Below are 14,740 nucleotides of genomic sequence, written 5' to 3'. Positions count from 1 at the left end.
CATCGTTCTGAACAGACCTGGGCCTGCTGAATCTATGCGAATGCGCCTTATGTTGTTGGGCGGCGGGAATGCCCTCGGGCAGGCGCTGATTCGCCTGGGAGCAGAGGAAGACATCGGTTTCCTCGCCCCCCGCCCACCGCAAGACGGCTGGGATGCCGCGAGCCTGACGCAACTGCTCGACGACACCCGTCCCGATGCGTTGATCAACCTTGCTTACTATTTCGACTGGTTCCAGGCGGAGGCGGTGAGCGAAACCCGCCTGTCCAGCCAGGAATCCGCGGTCGAGCGCCTGGCCGAACTGTGCCAGCATCACAATATCGTCCTGGTGCAGCCCTCCAGCTACCGGGTGTTCGACGGTTCGCGGGCGACCGCCTACAGCGAAAAAGACGAACCGGTTCCCCTCGGCCTGCGCGGCCAGGCGCTGTGGCGTATCGAGCAGAGCGTGCGCGCGACCTGCCCGCAACATGTGCTGCTGCGTTTCGGCTGGCTGCTGGACGACAGCATCGACGGCGCGTTGGGGCGTTTCCTCGCCCGCGCCGAGCGCCCCGAAGAATTGCTGATGGCCGATGACCGGCGCGGCAATCCGACGCCGGTGGACGACGCGGCGCGGGTGATCATCTCGGTGCTCAAGCAGCTCGATTGCGCGGCGCCGTTGTGGGGTACCTATCACTATGCCGGCCATGAGGCGACCACGCCGCTGGCACTGGGGCAGGCGATCCTCGGCGAAGCCCGCAATTTCCATGCGCTGGCGATCGAGGCACCGACCGCCCAGGCCCACGCGGCCCGCCCGGATGCCGCCGAAGAGCCGCAGCATGCGGTGCTGGCCTGCAAGAAAATCCTTCACACCTTCGGCATCAAGCCCCGCGCCTGGCGCGCCGGACTGCCGGCTTTACTGGACAGGTTCTATCGTCATGGCTGATGCGCCGATTCTGATCACCGGCGGGGCCGGCTTCATCGGCTCCAACCTTGCCGAGCGGCTGCTGGCCAAGGGTTACTCGATCCGCGTGCTGGACGACCTGTCCACCGGCAAGCGCGGCAACCTGGCCCTGGACGACCCGCGGGTCGAGCTGATCGAAGGTGATGTGGCCGATGCCGCGCTGGTCGCCCGGGCCATGCTCGGTTGCCAGGCGGTAGTGCACCTGGCGGCGGTGGCGTCGGTGCAAGCTTCGGTGGACGATCCGGTGCGCACGCACCAGAGCAATTTCATCGGCAGCCTGAATGTCTGCGAAGCCATGCGCGAGGCCGGCGTGAAGCGGGTGATCTTCGCCTCCAGCGCAGCGGTCTACGGCAACAACGGCGAAGGTGAGTCGATCGACGAGGACACGCCCAAGGCGCCGCTGACGCCCTATGCCTCGGACAAGCTGGCCAGCGAATACTACTTCGACTTCTACCGCCGCCAGCATGGCCTGGAACCGGTGATCTTCCGTTTCTTCAATGTCTTCGGGCCGCGCCAGGATCCGTCCTCGCCGTATTCCGGGGTCATCAGCATCTTCAGCGAGCGCGCCGAGAAAGGTCTGCCGATCACTGTGTTCGGCGATGGCGAGCAGACCCGCGACTTCATCTATGTCGGCGACCTGGTGCAGGTCCTGGTGCAGGCGCTCGAGGCGCCGCAGGTGCAGGAGGGCGCGATCAACGTCGGCCTGAACCGCTCCACCACCCTCAACCAGATGCTGCAGGCCCTGGGCGAAGTCGTCGGTCCCTTGCCGCCGGTGACATTCGCCCCGGCCCGCTCCGGCGATATCCGCCATTCCCGGGCGAACAACCGGCGCCTGCTGGAGCGCTTCGCCTTCCCCGAGCCGACGCCGATGAGCGTGGGACTGGCGCGGTTGCTGGGGCGCTGAGAGCTGGCGCGGGTAATGAAAAAGGCGCCTCTCGAGGCGCCTTTTTTCATTCCGGGGTGGGCTTAGAACTTGTAGCCCAGGCCGACCATGTAGACCATCGGGTCCACGTCGACATTGACCTTGGCACGGGTGCCGCCGGCCACGGCATTGTTGTCCACGTAGGCGGTGGTGTCGATGTCGATGTAGCGGACCTGGGCGTTGATCATCACGTTGTCGGTGAGCATGTAGTCGGCACCGACCTGCCAGGCCACGCCCCAGGAATTCTTCGCGCGGAAATTGTCGAAGCCGGCGGCATTGGCTTCGCTGCCGACGTGCTCGTCGTAGATCCAGGTGTAGTTGATGCCTGCACCGACATAGGGCTGGAACGCCGACTTGTTGTCGAGCGGGTAGTACACCACGCTCAGGGTCGGCGGCAGGTGCTTGAGGGTGCCGAGCTTGCCGTTGGCGGCGCCGAGGGCGGTATTCTTGAGTTTCACGTCGTGTTCGAACGGGGTGGCGGCCAGCAGTTCGAGGCCGACGTGATCGGTGAGCATGTAGGCGAAGTTCAGGCCCAGCTGGGTGTCGCTGCTCATGGTCGCCTTGCCGCCGAGGTCGGCGCCGGCCAGCGGGCCGCGGTCGACCTTGACGCTGGAACTGTCGGCTTTCGGATTGACCGTGATCGCCCCGGCGCGAACGATGATGTCACCGGCATCGTGGGCATGGGCGAGCGGGGCGGCGAGGGCGAGCGCGACGAGGGACGCGCTGAGCAGGGACTTGTGCATGGGAGGCTCCAGAGGACGTTTCGAATTCACTGGAGCCAATGGTAAAGAGCGAGCTGATCCGGTCTTTGACTCAGCTCAATGAAAGGCGAGTTGCCTTATTCCGGCAACTCGTACACGTAGATCTTCTGCGCCTCCATGCTATAGCCGGCATCCGCCAGCTCGCTGGTGCTCGGCTTGACCTGCAACTCGCCCTCGATCCAGTACGGCTGGTACAGCTCGTCGAGCTTGACCCCCAGCTCGCTGGTCACATGCACGATCTGGTTCGACGGCGGTGGCGGCACATGGATGCAGGCGCCGAAATACGGCACCAGCAGGAACTCGGTGGTGCGGCCTTCCTCACTCACTTCCAGCGGCACGATATAACCCGGCAGGCGCACATGCTGACCATCGAGGGCCTTGACCACCGGGGCATTCGGCAGGTCCTGCCTGGCCGCCGGGGCGGCCTCGGGGTCCATGTTGCCCAACTGCGACAGGTCATGCAGCGGGCGCATGTCCGGGACTTCCGGCGGTGCGTCCGGCGGAATCATCTCCTGCCAGGCCAGCTCCCGCGGCTCGTCCTTGGCCCATGAGGGCAGGGGCGCGAGCAACAGCAGCGCCAGCAGCAGGTGGGACAACACAGGCTTTTTCATCGCACAGACACTCATAAACGGATGGACAGGCCATCGGCCAGGGATTGTCGATAGGCGCGCCAGGCCGGCACGCTACCCATCAACAGGGCGGCGACGAGGATACCGCCGAGCAGCGTCCATTCATATTCGCTTGGCCAGGACAGCGGCAGGTACAGCCCGTAGTTCGACTGCACATAACCCTGGGCCAGGGCGATGCACAGGTACAGCAGGCCCACCCCGGCGACCACCCCGGACAACGCCAGGGCAAAGGCTTCCAGCACCAGCAGGCTGGCGATATGCCAAGGCCGCGCGCCTACCGAACGCAGGATCGCCATCTCCCGGCGACGCTCGTTGAGGCTGGTGAGGATCGCCGTGAGCATGCCGATCAAGCCGGTCAGCACCACGAACAGCGAGACCACGAACAAGGCCTTTTCCGCCGTGCCCATCAGGCTCCAGAGTTCCTGCAAGGCCACGCCCGGCAGGATCGCCAGCATCGGCTCGCCCCGGAACTCGTTGATCTCGCGCTGTACGGCGAAGGTCGCGATCTTGCTCTTGAGGCCGAGCATGAAGGCCGTGATCGCCTGGGGCGTGAGGTCCATGTTGCGCGCCTGGTCGGCGCTGATCCGCCCTGCGCCGCGGGCCGGTACGCCGTTGTGCCAGTCGATGTGGATCGCTTCCATGCCGCCGAGGCTGATATGCAGCGTGCGGTCCACCGGCGTCCCGGTGCGCTTGAGAATGCCGACCACGGTGAACGGCTTGTCATCGTGCTTGACCAGGCTGATGGCCGCGACGCCATGGGCCAGCACCAGCTTGTCGCCGAGCTTGTAGTGCAGGGCGTCGGCGACTTCGGCGCCGAGCACCACTTCGAAAGGATCGCTGGCGAAGGCGCGGCCGGTGGCCAGTTCCAGGCTCTGCTGGTGACCGTACTGGTAATGCTCGAAATAGGACTCGTTGGTGCCCATCACCCGGTAGCCGCGATGGGAGTCGCCGAGGGAGATCGGGATGGCCCATTTCACCTGCGGGTTGCTGGCGAAATGCTCGTAGCTGTCCCAGCGGATGTTGTTGGTGGCGTTGCCGATGCGGAACACCGAATACAGCAGCAGGTTCACCGAGCCCGAGCGGGCGCCGACGATCAGGTCGGTGCCGCTGATGGTGCTGGCGAAGCTGGCGCGGGCCTCGGTGCGCACGCGTTCCACGGCCAGCAGCAGACAGACCGAAAGGGCGATGGCAAAGGCCGTGAGAATGGCGGTAAAGCGGCGGTTGGCCAGGCTGGCCAGGGCCAGTCGTAACAGATACATCTCAAACCTCCGCGGGCGCGGCCGCGCGATTCAGTTCGGCCAGGGACAGGTGACGATCGAACAGCGGTGCCAGGCTCTGGTCGTGGCTGACGAACAGCAGGCTGGAACCGGCTTCCCGGCACTCGGCGAACAACAGGCGGATAAAGGCTTCGCGGGCGTCGTAGTCGAGGGCCGAGGTCGGCTCGTCGGCGATCACCAGTTCCGGCTGGCCGATCAGTGCGCGGGCGGCGGCGACCCGTTGTTGCTGGCCGATGGACAGGGAGTCGGCACGCCGTTCGAGCAATGCCGGGTCCTTCAGGCCGAGGTGAGCGAGCAGGGTTGCCGCGGCCTGGTCGATGCTGCCGTGGCGTTGACTGGCTCGGCTGGCGCGCAGTTTGGAAAAATGGCAGGGCAGTTCGACGTTCTCGCGCACAGAGAGAAACGGTAGCAGGTTGAACTGCTGGAAAATGTAGCCGGTGTGATCGACGCGAAAGCGGTCGCGGGCGCCGGCTCCGAGTTCGGTCAGTTCCTGGCCGAGCAGGCGGATGCTGCCCCGGCTGGGCTTCTGCACGCCGCCCAGCAGGCCGAGCAGGGTGGTCTTGCCGCTGCCGCTGGGGCCCTTGAGAAACAGGGTCTCGCCGGGCTCCAGGCGGAACGCGGGAATGTCCAGCAACTGCGGGTGACCGGGCCAGTTGAAGCCCAGGTCGGACAGTTCGATAAGTGCTTGGGTCATGGGAGCCGATTCATGTGGGGCATACCCCTGTGGGAGCGGGCTTGCCCGCGAAGCGTGGTCATGCGGTATCACACGGGAACCGGGTCACCTTCTTCGCGGGCAAGCCCGCTCCCACAGGATTCATGGATGTCAGAACTTCAGGGTGGCGGCCTTCGGCGTCGCATCCACGCCCTGCTGGCCGCTTGGCGAGATGAGTTGTACCTGAATTTTCTGGGTCGCGGGGAAGGTCTTGAAGACCTGGCTCAGGTCGAGCTGCTTGAGGGCCTGCGGGGTGCTGCAGGTGAACTGGTAGTGGGCGTGGATTTCGCTGTGGTCGTGATGATGTTCGTGCTCGTCGGTGCCCTTGGCGTGATCGTCGTCATCGTCATCGTCATCGTGGTCGGCGTCTTCCGGGGCCGGATCACCGAACAGCGGACTTTCCAGTTCCTGGTTGGCGACCACGCAACCGGCCTCCCCGGGCAGGTTGAACAGCGCCAGCGGCTTGTCGAGCAGGGCGCGCACGGCGGCGACCCTGGCCTTGTCGGCGTCGCTGGTGGCCGCGTGCTCGAAGCCCACCAGGTTCATCGCCGGGCTTTGCAGTTCCAGCTCCAGGGTCTGTGCGTCGAGGGCTGCGTTCAAGCGGCCGACACCATGTTCGTGGGCGCCGAGGCTGCCATGTTCTTTTTCATGGGCCTGGGCGGCGACCAGGGGCAGCAAGGCAAAAGGCAGGGCGAGAAGCAGGCGGCGCATAGCGTTTCTCCGGAAACGACGAGAGGGTGTTTTGTTATGTGATCTTATAACAATTTATCGCGCTTGCGGCCACTCGCTTGGCGATCCGGCTGACCCATGGGAGCATGCGCGCAGGACTATTCGGTCAAGGGTATCGAGGACGGTTTTATGGTGCGGATTCGCGGAACCATCGGCGAGTGGCCGGTGGATTTGACAGTGGAGCTGGATGACGGCGATTGGGCCCGGCTTGGCGCGCAGTTGCAGGTGGAGACGCCGCAGGAGCCGGTGGTGGCGGCCAGGCCGGTGAGCCAGGACGATGCGCTCTGGCAGTTGACCAGGGATCTGGTGCGTCAGGCCGGGCAGATCAGCGGGCCGGAGTTGCTGGAGCAACTGGAAGGCTTGACGGGCAGCACCGCGGCCGCCAAGCGGCTGCTGGTGCGCCTGCGGCATTGCGCCGAGATCAAAGTGCTGAGCGGCGCTGATTCACCGCTCTACAGCTGGGTCGGGGGTTGACCGGCGGGCACGGACCTTGTCTCGCCTGCATACGACAGGGATCCTGTAGGCGCCGGCTTGCTGGCGATGAACGATAACGCGGTCTGACGGCTGCACTGCGGCGCCTGCATCGCCGCGCAGGCCGTTTTCGTACAGAACCTAGTACAACGCCGCGAACAACTTGCGCCGGTAGGTGGTCACCAGCGGATGGTCGTTGCCCAGCAGGTCGAACACTTGCAACAGGGTCTTGTGGGGCAGGCCTTCGCTGTAGCCGCGATTGCGGGTGAACAGCTTGAGCAGGGCATCCAGCGCGGCGTCGTACTGCTGGCGGGCCAGTTGCTGGATTGCCAGTTGGTAGACCGCCTCGTCGTCTTGCGGATCCTGCGCCAGGCGGGCTTTCAATTCGGCGGCATCCGGCAGGTCGGCGGCCTGGCGCAGGAACGTCAGCTGGGCCTTGGCGCCGGCCAGGGCTGCCTTGTGTTCGTCGCCCTTGACCGCCTCGAGCACGCTTTGCGCTTCGCCCAGCTCACCCCGCTCGGCGAGGCAGCGGGCATACAGGATCAGCGCCTTGGCGTTGCTGTTGTCTTCGCCCAGCAGCGCCACCAGGACCGCTTCGGCGTCGGCGATCCGGCCTTCGGCGAACAGCGCCTGGGCCTGCTCGAACGGATCGGCTGCGGCCGGCGGCGGCATCTGTACATGGGGTTCGAGCATGGCGCGTACCGCCGACTCCGGCTGGGCCCCGGCGAAGCCGTCCACCGGCTGGCCGTCCTTGAACAGCACCACGGTCGGCAGGCTGCGGATACCGAAGCGGGCGACGATGTCCTGCTCGGCGTCACAGTCGACCTTGGCCAGCAGCAGTTCGCCCTGATAGCTCTCGGCGATCTGTTGCAGCATCGGCATCAGCGCCTTGCAGGGCGCACACCATTCGGCCCAGAAATCCACCAGCACCGGTTTGTGGAACGAGTTCTGGATCACCGCCTGGTCGAAGTTCAGGGCGGTGGCGTCGAAGATGTAGGGCGTGTCCTGAGTCATCGGGAATCTCGAAGAGCGTGGAATGGTGCAACTATAAGGCCTGGGGCGGGTTGGCCGAAAGCGGCGGTTGCGCCTCAGGGCCGGCTGGCGTGGTACAGGCTGACCTGGCGAAACTCGTGCGGCTCCATCAGGTCCGGCAGGGTCAGGGCTTCGAGCATTTCCAGGCGCCGGTACAACGGGTGACGGAAGTCCCGTACCCGTGAGTCGGCCACCAGCGTTTCGCGGCCACGGCTGAGGAACTGATCCAGCAGTGGCAGGTTTTCCCGGTCATAGAGGACGTCGGCGACCAGGATCAGGTCGAAGCGGTCGCTCTCGGCGAAAAAGTCCGCGGAATAACTCAGCTCCACGCCATTGAGCGCGGCATTCGCCTGGCACGCGGCCAGCGCCAGCGGATCGAGGTCGCAGGCCACCACTTCCAGTGCCCCGGCCCTGGCCGCGGCAATCGCCGCCACGCCGGAGCCGGCACCGAAATCCAGCACCCGCTTGCCAGCCACCCAGTGGGGGCGTTCAGCCAGGTAGCGGGCCAGGGCCAGGCCGCTGGCCCAGCAGAAACTCCAGTAGGGTGGCTCGTGCAGGATCCGCAGGGTCTCTTCCGAGCTGAAGGCGCGGTCCATGTTTCCGGCGTCGATCAGCCACAACTGCAGGTCGGTCTGCGGCAGAGGGCAGGCCACCAGTCGCGCATCCCCCAGCAGCCCGCTCAGTGACTGTTGCAGGTCGAGCGGTGGATTCATGGTGCGCCGACGAATTGCAGTTGGCCCATGGCCTGGGTGGTCGGCTGGGTCACCGATACGGAGGGCAGGTGCAGGATCAGTTGCCCGGACTGGCTGGCCCGGCCGCGCAGTTCGACACGGCTGTTCGGCGGAAACACCTCCGGATTGAAGCGCAGGCGGAACGGCAGCGCCTGGCCGGTACCATTGATCTTGCTGCTGGCCAGCAATTGTTGCGGACGACCACGCTCATCGATCACCAGCAGGGCCAGTTCGACCTCGGCATTGGCCGGCACGCCGAGCAGGGTGCCGCTCAGTTCACGCTGGAACGCCGGCAGCGGGCCGAGTTCTTCGTAGGGGCTGACCGGTTTTTGCGTCTGGACCTGGGGGACGGGTGCCGGCACGGGCTTGGGGGCGCTGCCGCAAGCGACAAGCAGGCCGGCGAGACTGAGCAAAACAAGCGGTCGTACTGACATCTACAGCTCCAACTGAGGCAGAAAACGGCGGTTCTGATGGGATAACGTTAGTCTGCCGACTGTATACCGCAAACCCTATGGCTTGTCTTGCCACGGGGATGCGCTACCATGGCCCTCCCATTTTTTGTTGCCTGCCACCATGCACTGTCCCTTCTGCGGTGCCAACGACACCAAAGTCATCGACTCGCGTCTGGTCGCCGAGGGCGAACAGGTGCGCCGCCGGCGTGAATGCCTGGCCTGCGGTGAGCGTTTCACCACCTTTGAAACCGCCGAACTGGTTTTGCCGCGCCTGATCAAGCAGGACGGCAGCCGCCAGCCCTTCGACGAAGAAAAACTCCGCGCCGGTATGCAGCGGGCCCTGGAAAAGCGCCCGGTGAGTGTCGAGCGCCTGGAAGCCGCGCTGGTGCACATCAAGCACAAGCTGCGGGCGACCGGCGAGCGCGAGATCAAGTCGCTGATCGTCGGCGAACTGGTGATGGCCGAGTTGCAGAAACTCGACGAAGTCGCCTACATCCGTTTCGCCTCGGTCTATCGTCGCTTCCAGGACCTCAACGAGTTCCGTGAAGAGATCGACCGCCTCGCCCGGGAGCCCGCCAAGGAATGAGTCTTTCCAGCGAACAGGCGGTGCTCGACGCCCACTACATGGCCCGCGCCCTGGAGTTGGCCCGCAAGGGGCGCTACTCGACGCACCCGAACCCGCGGGTCGGTTGCGTGATCGTGCGCGACGGCGTGGTGGTCGGCGAAGGCTGGCATGTGCGCGCCGGTGAGCCCCATGCCGAAGTGCATGCCTTGCGCGAGGCGGGCGAAAACGCCCGTGGCGCGACGGCCTACGTGACGCTGGAACCGTGCAGCCACTTCGGGCGTACGCCGCCCTGCGCCGATGCGCTGGTCAAGGCCGGCGTGGGCCGGGTGGTCGCGGCCATGCAGGACCCGAATCCGGAAGTCGCCGGGCGCGGCCTCAAGCGCCTGGCCGACGCCGGGATCGCGGTGCACAGCGGCGTGCTCGAAGGTGAAGCGCGGGCGATCAACCAGGGTTTCCTCAAGCGCATGGAACATGGCCTGCCGTTCGTGCGGGTCAAGCTGGCGATGAGCCTCGACGGTCGCACCGCCATGGCCAGTGGTGAAAGCCAGTGGATCACCGGTCCTGCCGCGCGTTCCGCGGTGCAGCGGCTGCGGGCCCAGTCCAGCGTGGTGCTTACCGGCGCCGATACGGTGCTGGCCGACAAGGCCCGGCTGACCGTGCGCCCCGCCGAACTGGGCCTGGACCCCGAACTCACGGCCCTGGCCGAACGCCGGCCGCCGTTGCGGGTGCTGATCGACGGGCGCCTGCGGGTGCCGTTGGATGCGGCCTTCTTCCTGGCCGGTCCGGCACTGGTGGTGACCTGCGCAACGACCGTCAGCGCCGACTACCAGGCCGCCGGGCATGAAGTCCTGAGCGTGCCGGGCAGCGATGGTCAGGTCGACCTGCGCCAGTTGCTCGGCCTGCTGGCGGCCCGTGGCGTCAACGAACTGCTGGTCGAGGCCGGCCCGCGCCTGGCCGGGGCGTTTGCCCGACAAGGCCTGGTGGACGAATACCAGATCTTTGTCGCCGGCAGGTTCCTCGGCTCCAGCGCGCGTCCGTTGCTGGACTGGCCGCTGGAGCGGATGAGCGAGGCGCCACGGCTGAAAATCACTGAAATGCGCGCGGTGGGCGATGACTGGCGAGTCACCGCGATACCTGACCCGGCACCCGGCGTATAATTTGCGGCTTGCGCCCTGCGCTGGCTCGTTCTCGAGGAGGATTTCATGTTTACCGGCATTATCGAATCCATCGGCAGTATCCGTGCGCTGAGCCCAAAAGGCGGCGACGTGCGGGTCTATGTAGAAACCGGCAAGCTCGACCTGGGCGACGTCAAGCTCGGCGACAGCATCGCGGTCAATGGCGTGTGCCTGACCGCCGTGGAACTTCCGGGCGACGGTTTCTGGGCTGACGTCAGCCGCGAAACCCTGGACTGCACCGCGTTCAACGAATTGAAGGCCGGCAGCCGGGTCAACCTGGAAAAGGCCCTGACCCCGACCACCCGTCTCGGCGGTCACCTGGTCAGCGGTCACGTCGACGGTGTCGGCGAAGTCGTGGCCCGTGAAGAAAACGCCCGGGCCATCCAGTTCCGCATCCGTGCGCCGAAAGACCTGGCCAAGTACATCGCCCACAAGGGTTCGATCACCGTCGACGGCACCAGCCTGACGGTCAACGCGGTGAATGGCGCCGAGTTCGAGCTGACCATCGTCCCGCACACCCTGGCCGAAACCATCATGGCCGACTACCGTCCCGGTCGTCAGGTCAACCTCGAAGTCGACCTGCTGGCCCGTTACCTGGAGCGCCTGCTGCTGGGCGACAAGGCTGCCGAGCCGTCGAGCGGTGGCATCACCGAAAGTTTCCTGGCCGCCAACGGCTACCTCAAGTCTTGAAAGAAGGGGGTGCCGCGTGGCGCTCAACACGATTGAAGAGCTGGTCGAAGACATTCGCCAGGGCAAGATGGTCATCCTCATGGATGACGAAGACCGCGAGAACGAAGGCGACCTGATCATGGCCGCCGAATGCTGCAAGGCCGAGCACATCAACTTCATGGCCAAGCACGCCCGCGGCCTGATCTGCATGCCGATGAGCCGCGAGCGTTGCGAGCTGCTCAAGCTGCCACTGATGGCGCCGCGCAACGGTTCCGGTTTCGGCACCAAGTTCACCGTCTCGATCGAGGCCACCGAAGGCGTCACCACCGGCATCTCCGCCGCCGACCGCGCGCGCACCGTGCAAGCGGCGGCCGCCAGGGATGCCAAGGCCGAAGACATCGTCAGCCCCGGCCACATCTTCCCGCTGATGGCCCAGCCCGGTGGCACCCTGGCTCGCGCCGGCCACACCGAGGCCGCCTGCGACCTGGCGCGCATGGCCGGTTTCGAACCGAGCGGCGTGATCTGCGAAGTGATGAACGACGACGGCACCATGTCCCGTCGTGCCGAACTCGAGACTTTTGCCGCCGAACACAACATCAAGATCGGCACCATCGCCGACCTGATCCACTACCGGATGATCCACGAACGTACCGTTCAGCGGATTGCCGAGCAGCCGCTGGACAGCGAACTGGGTCATTTCACCCTGGTGACCTATCGTGATTCGGTCGAAGGCGACGTGCACATGGCCCTGACCCTGGGCAATGTCTGCGCCGAAGAGCCGACCCTGGTTCGCGTGCACAACATGGACCCGCTGCGCGACCTGCTGATGGTCAAGCAACCGGGTCGCTGGAGCCTGCGGGCCGCCATGGCCGCGGTGGCCGAGGCGGGCAGCGGGGTGGTGCTGCTGCTCGGGCATCCGCTGGATGGCGACGTGCTGCTGGCGCATATCCGTGAAACCGCCGACCACGCGCCGGCGAAAAAACCGACCACCTACAGCATTGTCGGTGCCGGTTCGCAGATCCTGCGCGACCTCGGTGTGCGCAAGATGCGCCTGATGAGCGCACCGATGAAGTTCAATGCGATATCCGGTTTCGACCTGGAAGTAGTAGAATACGTGCCCTCCGAATAAAAGGCTGGCGGGTGCCGGCCTTGATTCGCGGTTCAAATATCACTGAGGGGCGCGTACTTGACGCGTCCCGGCTCTTTAAGAGATTTGTCGAATGACCCTGAAGACCATCGAAGGTACCTTCATCGCCCCTAAAGGCCGCTATGCCCTGGTGGTCGGCCGCTTCAACAGCTTCGTCGTCGAAAGCCTGGTGAGCGGTGCCGTTGACGCCCTGGTTCGTCACGGTGTGAGCGAAAGCGACATCACCCTCATCCGCGCACCTGGCGCCTTCGAAATCCCGCTGGTCGCGCAGAAAGTCGCCCAGAAAGGCGATTTCTCGGCAATCATCGCCCTCGGTGCGGTCATTCGTGGCGGTACCCCGCACTTCGAATACGTCGCCGGCGAGTGCACCAAGGGCCTGGCCCAGGTGTCCATGGAGTTTGGCGTGCCGGTAGCCTTCGGCGTACTGACCGTTGACTCCATCGAGCAGGCCATCGAGCGTTCCGGCACCAAGGCCGGCAACAAAGGTGCCGAAGCTGCCCTGTCCGCCCTGGAAATGGTCAGCCTGCTGTCGCAGTTGGAGGCGGTGTGATTAGCGACGAAAGCGATCGTTTCAACCCGCGCGATCCGAAGCCTGAAGGCAGCGGCAAGCCGTCCAAGAGCGCCAAGCGTCGCGAAGCCCGTCAGCTCGCGACCCAGGCACTCTACCAATGGCACATGGCCAAGCAGTCGCTGAACGAAATCGAAGCGCAGTTCCGGGTCGATAACGACTTCAGCGATGTCGACGGCGCCTACTTCCGTGAAATCCTCCACGGCGTGCCGCAGTTCAAGAGCGAGATCGACACCGCGCTCAAGCCGTGCCTGGACATCGAGATCGACGAACTGGACCCGGTCGAACTGGCGGTCCTGCGCCTGTCCACCTGGGAACTGCTCAAGCGCGTCGACGTACCGTACCGCGTGGTGATCAACGAAGGGATCGAACTGGCCAAGGTCTACGGTTCCACCGACGGTCACAAGTTCGTCAACGGTGTGCTCGACAAGCTGGCACCGAACCTGCGCGAAGCCGAAGTGAAGGCGTTCAAGCGCTGACAGGCGCTTGCACTTCCCATGGGTGAGTTCGAGCTGATCCGCAACTTCTTTGCCGCCGCGCCCTGTGCGCAGGCCGGCGAAGGTGTTGACCTGGGGATCGGCGACGACTGCGCCCTGCTCAGTGTTCCTCTCGGGGAACAGCTGGCGGTTTCCACCGATACCCTGGTGGCCGGGGTGCATTTCTCCGACCCCTGCGATCCTTTCCTGCTTGGACAGCGCGCGCTGGCCGTCGCCGCCAGTGACCTGGCCGCCATGGGCGCCACGCCCATTGCCTTTACCCTTGCCCTGACCCTGGCGCATAACGACGCGGGCTGGTTGCAGGCGTTCGCCCAAGGGTTGAACCAGATGGCGCAGCACTGTGCCCTGCGGCTGGTGGGGGGGGATACCACGCGCGGCCCCCTGAGCCTGACACTGACGGTGTTTGGCCGGGTGCCGGTCGGGCAGGCACTGACCCGCGGCGGTGCGCAGGTTGGCGACCTGCTGTGCGTGGGCGGCGAACTGGGCAATGCGGCAGGCGCCTTGCCGTTGGTGCTGGGCCAGCGCACGGCCGCGCCGGCAATTGCCGAGCCGCTGCTGGCCCACTACTGGTCGCCTCGGCCGCAGTTCGCCCTGGGCCTGGCCTTGCGCGGCAAGGCGAACTCGGCGCTGGATATTTCCGATGGACTGCTGGCCGATTGCGGGCATATCGCGAGCGCGTCCGGCGTGCGTCTGCTGATCGAGCGCGAAAAGCTGCCACTGTCCCCGGCATTGCTGGCGTTTCTCGGCCAGACTTCAGCCGGGGATGCAGCGCTGAGTGGCGGTGACGACTACGTGCTGGCATTCACCCTGCCACCGGCTGAGCTGCCCGGACTGTTGCTCAACCATCCTTCGGTGCGGGTGGTCGGGCAGGTGGTCGCCGGACAGGGCGTGGCACTGCTGGATGCCGACGGCCAGGACATCACCCCGCAGATCCGGGGCTACCAACATTTTCCGGAGACACCGTGACAGATCATCCCAAACAGGTCCCCGCTGAATTCGTGCCACCGTCGGTGTGGCGCAATCCCTGGCATTTCCTCGCCTTCGGCTTCGGCTCCGGCACCTTGCCCAAGGCCCCGGGCACCTGGGGGTCGCTGGTTGCGCTACCCTTTATCCCGTTATGGCAGATGTTGCCGGACTGGGGTTACTGGCTGATGCTCGGCATCACCATGCTGTTCGGCTTCTGGCTGTGCGGCAAGGTGGCCGACGATCTGCGGGTGCATGACCACGAAGGCATCGTCTGGGACGAAATGGTCGGCATGTGGATCACCCTCTGGCTGGTGCCGGAAGGCTGGTACTGGCTGTTGGCGGGGTTCCTGATGTTCCGCTTCTTCGACATCCTCAAGCCGTGGCCGATCCGCTGGATCGACCGGCATGTGCATGGCGGCGTGGGGATCATGCTGGATGACGTGCTGGCCGGGGTGTTCGCCTGGCTGGCCATGCAGGGATTGGTGCATTTCCTTACCTGA

Annotated in this window: 19 protein-coding genes; 11 read left to right on the top strand and 8 right to left on the bottom strand. The window is 65.3% G+C overall.

Features of this window, described 5'->3' with window-relative positions:
• The first annotated feature begins 34 nt into the window (after window positions 1-34).
• Entirely contained in the window at window positions 35-919 is an 885-nt protein-coding gene (locus tag KI243_RS29155; RefSeq protein ID WP_083875227.1) for a sugar nucleotide-binding protein, read from the top strand.
• Window positions 912-1,841, top strand: coding sequence for an NAD-dependent epimerase/dehydratase family protein (locus KI243_RS29150; protein ID WP_017123270.1), 930 nt, complete (start codon window positions 912-914; stop codon window positions 1,839-1,841). The genes KI243_RS29155 and KI243_RS29150 overlap by 8 nt, the downstream gene beginning before the upstream one ends.
• Before the next feature lie 62 nt (window positions 1,842-1,903).
• Here KI243_RS29150 and KI243_RS29145 read toward each other — a convergent pair whose 3' ends face one another.
• The 5 genes from KI243_RS29145 to KI243_RS29125 all read right to left on the bottom strand — a co-directional run bounded on the left by KI243_RS29145 (window position 1,904) and on the right by KI243_RS29125 (window position 5,949).
• Complete coding sequence (locus KI243_RS29145) at window positions 1,904-2,602, bottom strand: OmpW family outer membrane protein (protein ID WP_017123271.1); 699 nt, start codon at window positions 2,600-2,602, stop codon at window positions 1,904-1,906.
• Window positions 2,603-2,697: 95 nt separating this feature from the next.
• Window positions 2,698-3,216, bottom strand: coding sequence for a DUF3299 domain-containing protein (locus tag KI243_RS29140; RefSeq protein WP_177084538.1), 519 nt, complete (start codon window positions 3,214-3,216; stop codon window positions 2,698-2,700).
• Window positions 3,217-3,242: 26 nt separating this feature from the next.
• A complete protein-coding gene (locus tag KI243_RS29135) occupies window positions 3,243-4,508 on the bottom strand; it encodes an ABC transporter permease (protein ID WP_017123273.1) in 1,266 nt (421 codons plus the stop codon).
• Window position 4,509: 1 nt separating this feature from the next.
• Window positions 4,510-5,220 carry an ABC transporter ATP-binding protein gene (locus tag KI243_RS29130; protein ID WP_017123274.1) on the bottom strand — a complete coding sequence of 237 codons (711 nt, stop codon included), beginning with the start codon at window positions 5,218-5,220 and terminating at the stop codon, window positions 4,510-4,512.
• Window positions 5,221-5,349: 129 nt separating this feature from the next.
• Window positions 5,350-5,949 (bottom strand): DUF2796 domain-containing protein, encoded by a 600-nt coding sequence (locus tag KI243_RS29125; RefSeq protein ID WP_177109566.1) that lies wholly within the window; start codon window positions 5,947-5,949, stop codon window positions 5,350-5,352.
• 147 nt (window positions 5,950-6,096) lie between these two features.
• Between KI243_RS29125 and KI243_RS29120 the strand changes: the two genes are divergently transcribed.
• A complete protein-coding gene (locus KI243_RS29120; RefSeq protein WP_212811260.1) occupies window positions 6,097-6,441 on the top strand; it encodes a hypothetical protein in 345 nt (114 codons plus the stop codon).
• Window positions 6,442-6,579: 138 nt separating this feature from the next.
• On the opposite strand, the gene trxA is transcribed toward KI243_RS29120, so the two are convergent.
• The 3 genes from trxA to KI243_RS29105 all read right to left on the bottom strand — a co-directional run bounded on the left by trxA (window position 6,580) and on the right by KI243_RS29105 (window position 8,635).
• Complete coding sequence (gene trxA / locus KI243_RS29115; protein ID WP_177146805.1) at window positions 6,580-7,452, bottom strand: thioredoxin; 873 nt, start codon at window positions 7,450-7,452, stop codon at window positions 6,580-6,582.
• Between the two features lie 74 nt (window positions 7,453-7,526).
• On the bottom strand, window positions 7,527-8,183 hold the full coding sequence (locus KI243_RS29110; RefSeq protein WP_212810180.1) for a 50S ribosomal protein L11 methyltransferase: 657 nt from the start codon (window positions 8,181-8,183) through the stop codon (window positions 7,527-7,529).
• Window positions 8,180-8,635 carry a YbaY family lipoprotein gene (locus KI243_RS29105; RefSeq protein WP_042934186.1) on the bottom strand — a complete coding sequence of 152 codons (456 nt, stop codon included), beginning with the start codon at window positions 8,633-8,635 and terminating at the stop codon, window positions 8,180-8,182. The genes KI243_RS29110 and KI243_RS29105 overlap by 4 nt, the downstream gene beginning before the upstream one ends.
• 139 nt (window positions 8,636-8,774) lie before the next feature.
• Here KI243_RS29105 and nrdR point away from each other — a divergent pair, with 139 nt between their 5' ends.
• The 8 genes from nrdR (at window position 8,775) to KI243_RS29065 (ending at window position 14,740) form a co-directional block, all read left to right on the top strand.
• On the top strand, window positions 8,775-9,239 hold the full coding sequence (gene nrdR, locus KI243_RS29100; RefSeq protein ID WP_177083888.1) for a transcriptional regulator NrdR: 465 nt from the start codon (window positions 8,775-8,777) through the stop codon (window positions 9,237-9,239).
• Window positions 9,236-10,375 carry a bifunctional diaminohydroxyphosphoribosylaminopyrimidine deaminase/5-amino-6-(5-phosphoribosylamino)uracil reductase RibD gene (ribD, locus tag KI243_RS29095; RefSeq protein WP_177083890.1) on the top strand — a complete coding sequence of 380 codons (1,140 nt, stop codon included), beginning with the start codon at window positions 9,236-9,238 and terminating at the stop codon, window positions 10,373-10,375. The genes nrdR and ribD overlap by 4 nt, the downstream gene beginning before the upstream one ends.
• Before the next feature lie 45 nt (window positions 10,376-10,420).
• Entirely contained in the window at window positions 10,421-11,083 is a 663-nt protein-coding gene (locus tag KI243_RS29090) for a riboflavin synthase (protein WP_017123282.1), read from the top strand.
• 16 nt (window positions 11,084-11,099) lie between these two features.
• Entirely contained in the window at window positions 11,100-12,191 is a 1,092-nt protein-coding gene (gene ribBA, locus KI243_RS29085) for a bifunctional 3,4-dihydroxy-2-butanone-4-phosphate synthase/GTP cyclohydrolase II (protein ID WP_017123283.1), read from the top strand.
• Between the two features lie 91 nt (window positions 12,192-12,282).
• Window positions 12,283-12,759, top strand: a complete 477-nt coding sequence (gene ribE / locus KI243_RS29080) for a 6,7-dimethyl-8-ribityllumazine synthase (protein ID WP_017123284.1) — start codon at window positions 12,283-12,285, stop codon at window positions 12,757-12,759.
• Entirely contained in the window at window positions 12,756-13,256 is a 501-nt protein-coding gene (gene nusB / locus KI243_RS29075; RefSeq protein WP_017123285.1) for a transcription antitermination factor NusB, read from the top strand. The genes ribE and nusB overlap by 4 nt, the downstream gene beginning before the upstream one ends.
• Window positions 13,257-13,274: 18 nt before the next feature.
• On the top strand, window positions 13,275-14,240 hold the full coding sequence (gene thiL, locus KI243_RS29070) for a thiamine-phosphate kinase (RefSeq protein ID WP_177146803.1): 966 nt from the start codon (window positions 13,275-13,277) through the stop codon (window positions 14,238-14,240).
• On the top strand, window positions 14,237-14,740 hold the full coding sequence (locus KI243_RS29065; RefSeq protein WP_017123287.1) for a phosphatidylglycerophosphatase A: 504 nt from the start codon (window positions 14,237-14,239) through the stop codon (window positions 14,738-14,740). Before thiL ends, KI243_RS29065 begins: the two co-directional genes overlap by 4 nt.

The sequence above is a fragment of the Pseudomonas sp. Ost2 genome, from assembly GCF_018326065.1.
In the GTDB taxonomy this organism is placed as follows: domain Bacteria; phylum Pseudomonadota; class Gammaproteobacteria; order Pseudomonadales; family Pseudomonadaceae; genus Aquipseudomonas; species Aquipseudomonas gingeri.
Note: the sequence above shows the minus strand (reverse complement) of the source record. Positions and strands in the feature narration are given on the sequence as shown.